The organism is Methylobacterium sp. J-088 (assembly GCF_022829295.1).
Taxonomy (GTDB): Bacteria; Pseudomonadota; Alphaproteobacteria; order Rhizobiales; family Beijerinckiaceae; genus Methylobacterium.
Genome location: NZ_JAKSYH010000118.1, coordinates 1 through 9,795, shown reverse-complemented (window position 1 = coordinate 9,795; position 9,795 = coordinate 1). Strand labels below are relative to the sequence as shown.

General features: G+C 64.6%; 11 protein-coding genes and 1 pseudogene. 6 read left to right on the top strand and 6 right to left on the bottom strand.

Annotated features, from left to right (window positions below; translation table 11 throughout):
- Positions 1-204 (bottom strand): hypothetical protein (locus MKK63_RS12845; protein ID WP_244002242.1); only part of this gene is annotated, 204 nt, incomplete at its 3' end.
- 634 nt (positions 205-838) lie between these two features.
- Between MKK63_RS12845 and MKK63_RS12840 the strand changes: the two genes are divergently transcribed.
- Positions 839-991 (top strand): hypothetical protein, encoded by a 153-nt coding sequence (locus MKK63_RS12840; RefSeq protein WP_313901768.1) that lies wholly within the window; start codon positions 839-841, stop codon positions 989-991.
- 36 nt (positions 992-1,027) lie between these two features.
- Here MKK63_RS12840 and MKK63_RS12835 read toward each other — a convergent pair whose 3' ends face one another.
- Positions 1,028-1,414, bottom strand: a complete 387-nt coding sequence (locus tag MKK63_RS12835) for a heme utilization protein (protein WP_244002238.1) — start codon at positions 1,412-1,414, stop codon at positions 1,028-1,030.
- Positions 1,415-1,591: 177 nt separating this feature from the next.
- Here MKK63_RS12835 and MKK63_RS12830 point away from each other — a divergent pair, with 177 nt between their 5' ends.
- Positions 1,592-2,149: a sigma-70 family RNA polymerase sigma factor gene (locus tag MKK63_RS12830; protein ID WP_244002236.1), complete on the top strand. Its 558-nt coding sequence runs from the start codon at positions 1,592-1,594 to the stop codon at positions 2,147-2,149.
- On the top strand, positions 2,146-2,841 hold the full coding sequence (locus MKK63_RS12825) for an anti-sigma factor domain-containing protein (RefSeq protein ID WP_244002234.1): 696 nt from the start codon (positions 2,146-2,148) through the stop codon (positions 2,839-2,841). Before MKK63_RS12830 ends, MKK63_RS12825 begins: the two co-directional genes overlap by 4 nt.
- A 38-nt stretch (positions 2,842-2,879) precedes the next feature.
- On the opposite strand, the gene MKK63_RS12820 is transcribed toward MKK63_RS12825, so the two are convergent.
- Entirely contained in the window at positions 2,880-3,443 is a 564-nt protein-coding gene (locus MKK63_RS12820; protein WP_244002232.1) for a fasciclin domain-containing protein, read from the bottom strand.
- Between the two features lie 350 nt (positions 3,444-3,793).
- On the opposite strand from MKK63_RS12820, the gene MKK63_RS12815 reads away from it, so the two are divergent.
- Together MKK63_RS12815 and MKK63_RS12810 are read left to right on the top strand one after the other, a co-directional pair.
- Positions 3,794-4,024: a hypothetical protein gene (locus tag MKK63_RS12815; RefSeq protein ID WP_244002229.1), complete on the top strand. Its 231-nt coding sequence runs from the start codon at positions 3,794-3,796 to the stop codon at positions 4,022-4,024.
- Positions 4,025-4,532: 508 nt separating this feature from the next.
- The gene (locus tag MKK63_RS12810; protein WP_244002227.1) at positions 4,533-5,042 is read left to right on the top strand and encodes a DUF4142 domain-containing protein; all 510 of its coding nucleotides are present in this window, start codon (positions 4,533-4,535) and stop codon (positions 5,040-5,042) included.
- A gap of 309 nt (positions 5,043-5,351) precedes the next feature.
- Here MKK63_RS12810 and MKK63_RS12805 read toward each other — a convergent pair whose 3' ends face one another.
- Together MKK63_RS12805 and MKK63_RS12800 are read right to left on the bottom strand one after the other, a co-directional pair.
- Positions 5,352-6,989 (bottom strand): porin, encoded by a 1,638-nt coding sequence (locus tag MKK63_RS12805; protein WP_244002244.1) that lies wholly within the window; start codon positions 6,987-6,989, stop codon positions 5,352-5,354.
- A 307-nt stretch (positions 6,990-7,296) separates the two neighbouring features.
- Positions 7,297-8,724 carry an ABC transporter substrate-binding protein gene (locus MKK63_RS12800; RefSeq protein ID WP_244002225.1) on the bottom strand — a complete coding sequence of 476 codons (1,428 nt, stop codon included), beginning with the start codon at positions 8,722-8,724 and terminating at the stop codon, positions 7,297-7,299.
- A gap of 174 nt (positions 8,725-8,898) precedes the next feature.
- Between MKK63_RS12800 and MKK63_RS12795 the strand changes: the two genes are divergently transcribed.
- Positions 8,899-9,681, top strand: coding sequence for a recombinase family protein (locus MKK63_RS12795; RefSeq protein ID WP_313901767.1), 783 nt, complete (start codon positions 8,899-8,901; stop codon positions 9,679-9,681).
- On the opposite strand, the pseudogene MKK63_RS12790 reads toward MKK63_RS12795, so the two are convergent.
- Positions 9,665-9,795, bottom strand: a pseudogene (locus tag MKK63_RS12790) (IS5/IS1182 family transposase); the annotation flags it as partial. The gene MKK63_RS12795 and the pseudogene MKK63_RS12790 sit on opposite strands and share 17 nt — an antisense overlap.

Sequence of the window (9,795 nt, the reverse complement as noted above, 5' to 3'; positions counted from 1 at the left end):
TTCATCCGCCAGTTCGCGCAGGCACTCCAGCGCCCGGCGCCGGCCATCGGCGGTTTTGATCCTGTCCCATAGCCGCAGGCACTGACCCACCCCGTCAAAATGTTCCGCCGCCTGGTAGCCGTCGAAGAAGCTGTCCGCTGGCATACTGAGGAGGGCGGCTATCGCATGCAGCCTCACCGTGGGGGCGCCCGTCAGATCGTCCATGCTCACCTCCCCTAGAGGCCGTGTGCGTCGTCAGCCTCAAACATGCGCCTCCCGGGACGGCCAGCCACCGCCGCATCAGACGCAGCAGCCGGTCATCGGCGAAGCCCTGGCCTCGCCGAACCTCGACGTGCATCAGAAGGTCGAGGAGGCGCACGCGCGCCACCAGGACCAGGAAGCGAACCGTCTCAGGCGGCGACAGATACGGCTCTACCGGCGGCCGGGATGGTAGCAGGGTCGGCATCAGGACTGCCGCGCGAGAGCGAGGAGAGCGCCGCCAGCAGCCGCTGACAGGTCGATGAAGGTAGAGCCCCGCCAATGCCACTACGTTGCCCCTGCCGCCCCATCGCAACTGCGAAATGTGGAGCTCGGCCGGGTCGGAGAGTTCTGCCGCGACCGCGGGCGAGGTCTCGACGCGGGTCTCGGGGATCGCGATCTCGGAGGCCTCGGCCTCGCCATCCCGGTCGCTGCACCGAGCCCCGTCAGCCCGTGATTAGATCGGGTGACGAGGGGTATCCAAAGCCTAATCGCGCGCACTCACCCATTGACATCAACCTACGGTAGTCCGCAGGGCTTACCTATGTTGAAAAATCTTCCTCAAGGCCCGGCTACCTTCGGTGGCCGCGGACTGGCGTTCGTGCACGGCATCCGCATCGTGATGAAGGTCTGCCCGACCTGCTCGCAGTGGAATTCCCCGAAGGCGGCCTACAAGGGCGTGTGCGGCTGGTGCGCCTACATCCCCTTATGCGAGGATCTGGAGCTGGCTGCGGAACGCGACGACGCGGCGTAGGTCAGTCATCCCAGTGATTGGATTAGGCAGGGCGCTTCAGCCTGCTCGCTTGGCACTCCAGCTGCCGCTGCACTCAACTAACCCGCCTGAGGTGTGCCATGTGCCGCTGCCGCTGCCCTTGGCGTCGAGCCTGCCGGAGATCGGCACCTTGTTCGAGCCCTGGGTGATCGTGGCCTGCACGGAGCCGCTCGCTGAAACTCCGCCATCGATGTCCACCTCCCCAGGGATCGAAGCATCGCTGTCCTTGATCTGAACCTGGTAGGTGGTGCTGGCTGAGCAGGGCCCTTCTGCTGCGGTGGCGACGATGGACCAGGGGCCGTCGAACTGGTTCGGTACCCGAACCTTCTTCGTCGCTGCATCGGCCGGGCAGAGAGCACAAGCCCATAGGCCAGCCGCAAGGATCGAGACGGGAAGTCGTGTCACGGAGGGCTCCGGCGATTGCGCCGCCGGAGTTGACCACGCCTCCGGTGAACGGAGGCGTCGACTAAATAGTTTCAAAACTTGCTCGGCATGCCATCGAGCCGAGAGACGGCTTGAAATTGGGACCTGAGAAGGTACGAGGCATCCTGAGCAGCCGCGCGTAGAAGCTGAGTGTCAGAGTTGACCGACGACGACGCCTTGCGGGACTTGCTCGCTGAGGTCGGCCGCGGCGATGCCGAAGCGCTCGCTCGGCTCTACGACCTGACCAGCCCGAAACTCTTCGGCATCATCCTACGTATCCAGCGGGATCGAGGCTTGGCCGAGGACGTCCTACAGGATGCGTATCTGCGAGTCTGGCAGGCGGCCGGACGCTACGACCCCGGGACCGGGCGCCCGCTTCCGTGGCTGTGTGCCATCGCGCGCAACCGGGCGATCGACGACCTGCGCCGGAAAGGCACGGCCGAGGTGCAAGGCCCCGCAGGAGACGAAGGCGAGGATTGGGTGGCGCGGCTGATGGACCCGCACGACGACGCGACGGCGTTCATGGATCGGGACGCGCTGGGCGCTTGTCTTCGACAGCTAGAGCCAATGCATCGGGATTGCGTGGTGCTGGCCTACTGCGAGGGCTACTCGCGAGAGGAGTTGGCGCTGCGCTACGATCGTCCGGTCAACACGATCAAGACTTGGCTGCACCGTGCGCTCGCGGCGTTGAAGTCCTGCCTGGAGACAGTGTCGTGAATAGCGGCAGCGACGAGCTTGCACCAGACCCTGACCTGCGCGCCGCCGAATACGTGCTCGGCACGCTCGACGCTCGCGAGCGGGTGGATGTGGAGCGCGAGGTCGTCACAGACCCTGACGCGTCGCGTCGGGTACAGGCCTGGGAGCGACGGCTGGCACCTTTGCTCGATGGGATCCCGTCCGCACCGCCGCCGCCGCGGGTCCGCGCGGCACTGCTCCAGACCCTACCCGGTTCTTCCCCTAAACTGCCGGACCACCGTGCCGCCCTGCGCCGGCAGGTGCGACGCTGGCAGATCATGGCCGTCGGGACCGGACTGCTGGCCGCTGGACTCGCTCTGTTCGTGGCGGTGGGGTTGCGCCCGGAACAGGACGGCGGCCGCTACCTCGCGGTGGTCCAAAGCGGCGGAGCGCTGCCGGCGCTGATCGTTCGCGTCGACACGCGTACGGGCACCGCGCAGGTTAGACCGGTCGGTGCTGAAGTGCCTGCGGGTCGGAACCTGGAGCTGTGGTATGTTGGAGCCGAAGGGCCGAAGCCTCTTGGTCTCGTCGGTACGGCCCCTCGTCAGGTGACCCTCCCGCGGGGCACGCCACCGGACGGGGTGATCGCGGTCTCAGTCGAGCCGCCCGGGGGCTCCCCAACCGGGCAGCCCACGGGACCGGTCGTCTATACCGGCAAGCTGATCGCCGAGTAGAGGTCGGCGGCCCAGCCGAAACCGCGCCGCCAGTAGCATCAGGGCATCAGCACGCCGTTGACGACGTGGATGACGCCGTTCGACTGCATCACGTTCGGGATCGTCACCGCGACCGTGTCGCCCTTCACGTCGGTGATGTAGACCTTCTTGCCCTGCGCCGAGACGCCGAGCGGTTCACCCTCGACGGTGGTCAGCTGGTTCTGGCCCTGGGGCTTCTTGGCCAGCGCCATCAGCTCCTTGGCCGTGTAGACGCCCGGGACCACGTGGTAGGTCAGGATCTTCGTCAGCGTCGCCTTGTTCTGCGGCTGCACGAGGTTCTCTACCGTGCCCGGCGGCAGCTTGGCGAAGGCGGCGTTGGTGGGTGCGAACACCGTGAACGGGCCCGGACCGTTCAGCGTGTCGACGAGGCCGGCGGCCTTCACGGCGGCGACCAGGGTTGTGTGGTCCTTCGAGTTGACCGCGTTCTCGACGATGGTCTTCTGGGCGTACATCGGCGCACCGCCGACCATCGGGTTCTTGGCCTGAGCTGCACCGGCCGCCGTCAGGGCCAGCGAGAGGGCGATGATCCGAGCGGCGGGGCCGCTGGTGATTGCCTTGAGCATGGGAGGTTTCCTTCCTATCGGCCTTTCAAAGCAAGGCCTCGTCACCCTCTACGAGGCCGCGGCGCAGGAAGTTTCACCTGACTGACAGACCCCGAAAGCCTTCTCCCGACATGCACCAATTTGCGGTTCACGGCGGCGCATCGCGCCCTGAAACTTTGTTCAAGTTCGATCCGTAGGGATCGCTGACGCCTGCACGTGGGCGCAGCGTGGAACGCCTGTTTCGCGGAGAAAAAATGCGGCCCAAAGTATTATCAAATAGTAAAACGATCTAACATTGGGAACATAGAGAGATTTAGATTGCTTCTGCTGGTAGTTCGGACATCAAGTTCGTTCGTCATAGGAGTGCCCACATGAAAAAGATGAAGCTTGCTCTCTCCGCTTCAATTCTAATCGGCGGGTTTGCCCTCACCGGTTCCGCTTCAGCGGCTCCGATGAGCCCGAACGGCCTGCAGGCCGCGCCGTCCAGCATCACGCAGGTCCGCACGATGCACGGCGACCGCATGATGATGAAGAAGCGCATGATGCATAAGAAGATGATGCGCCGGCACATGATGAAGAAGCGCATGATGCACCGCATGTGAGGCGACTGTCGCCAGCATGGGGGGCTCCGATTGGAGCCCTTCCACGTTCTCTCGCTCCGCCCGAGCATGAGGCTGAAGCGTTGTCCCGTACCTACAGGCTCGCGGTGGTGCCCTGCCCTTTGTACAGGGGATGCTTCCGCTGGATCGTATCGTCCGCGGACGGCCTCGTCTCTGAGCAATCGGCCTATCCCTACGCGACCAGGGCAGCGGCTTTGATTGTGGGCCGCATCCGGTTGGTCGACCTCAACGCCGGTCGATCAAGATCAGCAAGCACGGATCGCTGAGAACACACCGAGGCGATCTGGTGAGCAGAAACTTCCAGAGTCTCTTCTAGAGACCGGACAAGATCTAGGCCTGCGCGCCGCCGAGTGCGCGCTCGGCGCTCTCGACGCCCAGAAACGGGACGGCGCTGGAGCGCCATGCCGCCGCGCTTCGGCTTCATCAGCAAACCGTGATGCATCATACGGATGGCCGGCGAGTTTGTGTCGCGCGACAGGAGTTTCATCCCATGCCCTACAGCCGATCGACAGCTCGCTTTTCCCTTGCGGCGACCTTGTCGCTGGTTGGGCTCGCGGCCGCACAGGCAGCGACTGTATCCGATGAGGACAAGACGTTCGTCGCCAAGGTCTCACAGGGCGGGATGTACGAGGTTGAGTTAGGCAAGCTCGCCGAGGACAAGGGCGCGCGTCAGGACATCAAGAACCAAGGCAACACCGAAGCGCACGACCACGGTCTCGTTGGCGACAAGCTGAAGTCGATCGCTACCGGCGCTGGGCTCTCCTTCCCCAACACACTCAACGCCGAGTTTCAGGGGCGGCTCGACCGGATGAAGGGTCTATCTGGCGCCGCCTTCGACTCTGCCTACGTTAAGGACATGAAGGCGATCCACGACGCCGACGGTGCCGCCTTCGCCAAGGAGGCCAAGTCCGGCACCAATCCGGATCTGAAGGCCTTCGCCGCCGAGACCCACCGGATCGTGCAACGCCATCTCGGCGAACTCGGCGCAAAGACGAATTAAGATCGCCTTGGCCACGTCGATCCAGTGGCCGGACTTGAAAGCGAACGGCGGCGCGCCCTCGTCCTTCAGATAGGCGGCCGTCGCGGCCTCGATCCCCTCGTCCGTCAACTGGGACCTACGGCGCAGGTCGCCGACGCTGGGGACCTCTTTGGCCATGGCGGTGAGTAGCGCGGGGCCGAGGGCTGGTAGATAAAGTCAAGTGATTGCGCAACAAAAAGCCCGGCCTTTCGGCCGGGCGAGTTGGGGTCCCTTTGCACGGGGACATCAAGATCAGGAAGCTTTGGGAACAACCGATCTCGATTGGGGAAATTAGAAGTCGCGCTGAACGCGGAAGCGGACCTGCGAGACCGAGTCCTGCGTGGCGGTACGGACCGCGAAGGTGCCGTTGTTGATGCCGGCGATGTTGGCGTAGGCGGTCGGGCTCTTGTCGAGGTCGATCGCCCGGCCGTTCTTCAGCCCGATCTGGGTGTAGAAGGCCTCCACGCCGATGTCGAGGTCCTTGACCGGCGACCAGATGATGCTGCCACCCGCCACGAACTGGTACGTGTCGCGCAGGGCCTGGCTCAGGTTGTAGAACCGGGTGCCGGGCGTGCCGACGGCGTTGGCGCCGAACGGGTTCGCGCCGCCGATGGTGCTCACAAGGTTGTAGATTGCGCCCTGGGCGAGGCGCGCACCCTGCGAGAAGCTCTGCTCGCCGTAGGAGCCGAAGAAGGCCGAGCGCCATTCCGGCGACCAGTAGTGCAGGTACGACGCGACCGCCGTAAAGCTCGTCGAGGTCTGCAGCTGGCCGGTATATGGGTTGACGGTCGCGTCCGAGAAGTACTGGGCGAACTTCTGACCCTGGATCGTCGTGGTGCTCTGCGTGTACGAGCCGGTGTAAGCGGAGTAGCCCGTGTAGAGCTGCGCGCCCTCGCCGTAGGCACCCTGCAGGTACAGGGCGTCGCCCGGGGCGATGAACGGTGTGTTGATTTTCAGACCACCCTGCACCGCGAACCCTTGAACGTTGCGGGTATGCGCCGGGGCGACGATGGCGCCAGTGCCGGTGCTGGCGGCGGTCGACAGGTTACCGACGTTCAGCTCGTGGGTGGCGGCCGAGAGCTGAGCCGAACCCCAGGCCTGATCGAGGCGCACGACGCCGACGAAGTCGGGCAGGCGCGAGCGCTCGATGCTGTCGATGTTGCCGTAGCGGCCCGGGCCAACGAAGATCGGGGTCGGCTGGTTGGTCACGCCGAAGTTCTGCACGCTACCCGTGTTCAACGTGGCGGCCACGTTGAACGGCGAGAAGATCGGGGTGCGGCGGAAGACCGGGTCTTCGATCGAGATCGTCGCCGACAGGCCGTTACCGACCGTGGCGGTATAGGCCAGCAGGTTGGTCGAGAAGTTGTCTGAACCCGCGGTGGCGCCAGCGAACTCGAAGTCGTGGGCGTAGAAGTCGAAGAACGAGGAGGCGCGACCGGCGGTGAGCCCGGCGAACTGGATGAACGCCTTGTCGACGTTCATGAACTGCTGGTCGCGGCCGAAGCTGTCGGTTCCGATACCGGGATAGGCCTGGCCGATGCGCTGCTGGGTGCCGGAGGTGCCGACGCCGGAGTAACCGGTACGGGCACCGGCATCGAGGCGCACGAAGGCGCGCAGGGTGCCGTAGGCGGTCTGGGTGCGGGCATCGAGGTTGATGCGCATCCGGCCCTGGTAGCCCGAGGTGTCACCGGCGGCGCCTGCTTGGCGGGTGTAGCTGGTCTGGTAGCCACCCTCGAACCGGGCGCGGCCGGAGACGCGCAGGCAGGTGTCGGTGCCGGGGATGTAGAAGAAGCCGGCGCCGTAGGCGGTGCAGACGCGGACGTATTCGATCGGCACGGCCTTCTTGACCGGCAGGTCGGCGGCGTGCGCGGCACCCACCGCCGCGAACGCGGCGGCGGACCCAAGGAGGGAACTCTTCAGGAACTTCATCAGCAACCCCAACACTTCGAGACCCGTAACAGTGGTCATGCCTGTTTTTTTCAGGTCAGACCGCTCATTGTTGTTTGGGCCCGCGTCTTGGTGGCTGGCTCCGGCACGCCCCGCATTGCGGTGGTTTGCTGGGTCAGGATCATGCCGGAACGGCTACGCTCAGCAAACTGGTTTCGTCCTGGAAACGTTTAGTTTGAAGGAACCGTGGCTGTTCCGCCACAGGTGTGGCAAGCCCCTTTGCCCTTACGATAAGCTGCAGCAGGCACTGGCCGGGCGGCCATATCATCAAGGCTCGCCCGGCCTTGCTTCAACGAGCGGCACCAGCCTTAGCCAACGGACACTCGCTATCGGCAAGCGGCGGATAGGCATCCTTAGGCTTGATCGTGCTCAGGATTTTGTAGAGGTCCCATGGACCCTTGGACTCCGCAGGGCTCTTCACCTCCACGAGATAGAAGTCGTGGATGAGCCTGCTGTCGGCTCGCAGCGTCGCGCCGCGGGCGTAAAAGTCATCGACCGGGTTCGCGCGCATCCACGCCAGAACCGTGTCCGTGTCGTCGGTCTTGGTCGCCGCCACGCCCTTCAGGTAATGGCTCACCGCCGAGTACATCGAGGCCTGGGCTTCGCTCGGCATGGCGCCGTGAAGCTTGTAGAACCGCTGCGCGAAGGCACGGGTCTCGTCGTTGAGGTCCCAATACCACGCCGTGACCGCTCGTAGCCCAGCCGCGATCTTCAGTCCCATGCTATGCGTGTCGGTCAGGAAGAGGAGCCCGGCCACCGGCTTCTGTGGACCACCGGTCATGCCAAACTCGGTCCACTGCTTCATCTCGGTCACCAGTTGTGAGCAAGTGCTGGCGAAGCCGATGGTGTCGGCGCCAGACGCTTGGGCCTGCAGCAGGTACGAGGTGTAATCGGTCTCCGCCGAGGGGTGAAACACCTCGCCCACGGACTTGCCACCGGCCGCCGTGAGAAGCGTCTGAGACACCGAGACCATGTTGCGGCCGAACGCGTAGTCAGCTCCGATGAAGAACCACGTCTTCTGGCCCTTTGGGACGAGGTCGCGGATCGGACCGGCCACGAGGTTGTAGGCGTCGTGCAGCCACGACAGCCCGGTGGGGACACATTGCTTGCCGGTCACCTCGGTGGTGGCCACAGCCGAGTAGACCGCGATCTTGTTCTTCTCGCGGATAATCGACTGGATCGCCAGGGCGACCGCGGAGTTGCCGACATCAACGATCAGATCGACGCCATCCACGTCGATCCACTTGCGAACGATCGTAGCGCCGATATCGGGCTTGTTCTGGTGATCGGCCGATATGACCTCAACCTTCAGGCCATGCACATCCGGCTTGAAGTCCTCGACCGCCATCTGGGTCGCAACGACTGATCCCTTGCCGGTGGGATCGGACAGGAACCCGGTTTGGTCGTTGACGACGCCGATCCGAACTACACCGCCGGAGGTCTCGGCGCTGATCGCGGCTGGGGCTCCGGCGGTGATGATCAGGAGCCCACCAAGCAGCGCCCGCACATGAGTCTTCAGCTGGCCCGGCATGCGTTCGCTCTCCGCGGTAGCGTTCAGGATGGACCCGCGGTGGGCAGGTCGGCCCTCGTTCATCCCGGCTTGGTCGCAGCAGGCCGGGCAGACAGCCTTTGCAAGCGTCGAGCCGGATTGATCATCAAGTTTAGCTGGGCGCGGCAATGCACTTGGAGTTTCATTCAAAGGGCCGGGACCAGCCAACTGGATGTATCCCCGCCCAGCGCACAACCCTGACCGCGTCCGCGGGACATAATCCTGACATGGGATCACGGTCGCACCCGTGGAAGGCGCGGTGTCTCTCTGGCGCCCTCTCGGGCTGGTGTCTCATCCGGTTAAACGACCGTTCAACCGAACGAGACACCCCGCGAAATTAGCATGGCTTCCGCCTTTGTCTCCTACCTGCGAGTCTCGACTGAGCGGCAGGGCCGATCCGGCCTCGGGCTGGAGGCGCAGCGGCAAGCCGTAGCCGACTTCCTCGCGGGCGGCTCCTGGCGCCACGTGGCCGAACTGGTCGAGGTCGAGAGCGGATCACGGGACAACCGCCCTCGCCTATCGGAAGCCATGGCCCTCTGCCGCTTGCACGGCGCCACGTTGGTAATCGCCAAGCTCGATCGCCTGTCGCGTGATGCCGCCTTCCTCCTGAACCTCCAGAAGGCGGGCGTCCGGTTCGTGGCGGCCGACATGCCGGAGGCGAACGAACTCGTGGTCGGGATCATGGCGGTGGTCGCCCAGGCCGAGCGCAAGATGATCTCGACCCGGACCAAAGCTGCGCTGGCGGCTGCCAAGGCGCGTGGCGCGTGGCGTGCGGCTGGGGAAGCCGGAGAACCTTCGAACCAAGAAGCCGGCCAGGTGCGTTCCCGAGCCCAACAAGCACGCCGGGCAGCGGAGCGCGGGCAGGACCTGGCGCCGGTCATCGCGGCCGTGCGCGCCAAAGGCGCCGTCTCGTTGCGCCAGATCGCGGCGGCGCTGAACGCCCGCGGGATCCCGGCTGCCCGAGGCGGGGCGTGGTCAGCCGCGCAGGTTCGGCGCGTGCTCCTATCTCTGAAGGATGTGCTGCGGAAGTCCGAAACACGTCCTCTGGATGTCAAAAAAATATCTGAACGATATCCTCAGCATCTCTATAAGATACGTTTAAGAGCGCCTAACAGAACCGCTTGATCTGGTTGAGAGTGATGAGGCTTGCGGCGAGGCTGGTGAAGGCTTCGTAGATGTCGGCGCGTCGCTCGTAGCGGATGGGCAGGCGGCGGAAGCGGTTGAACCAGGCGTGGGTGC

Coding starts and splice junctions, on each gene's coding strand:
- MKK63_RS12805 (WP_244002244.1), bottom strand. CDS start 6,989: ATGAAGTTCCTGAAGAGTTCCCTCCTTGGGTCCGCCGCCGCGTTCGCG.
- MKK63_RS12795 (WP_313901767.1), top strand. CDS start 8,899: ATGGCTTCCGCCTTTGTCTCCTACCTGCGAGTCTCGACTGAGCGGCAG.
- MKK63_RS12820 (WP_244002232.1), bottom strand. CDS start 3,443: ATGCTCAAGGCAATCACCAGCGGCCCCGCCGCTCGGATCATCGCCCTC.
- MKK63_RS12815 (WP_244002229.1), top strand. CDS start 3,794: ATGAAAAAGATGAAGCTTGCTCTCTCCGCTTCAATTCTAATCGGCGGG.
- MKK63_RS12810 (WP_244002227.1), top strand. CDS start 4,533: ATGCCCTACAGCCGATCGACAGCTCGCTTTTCCCTTGCGGCGACCTTG.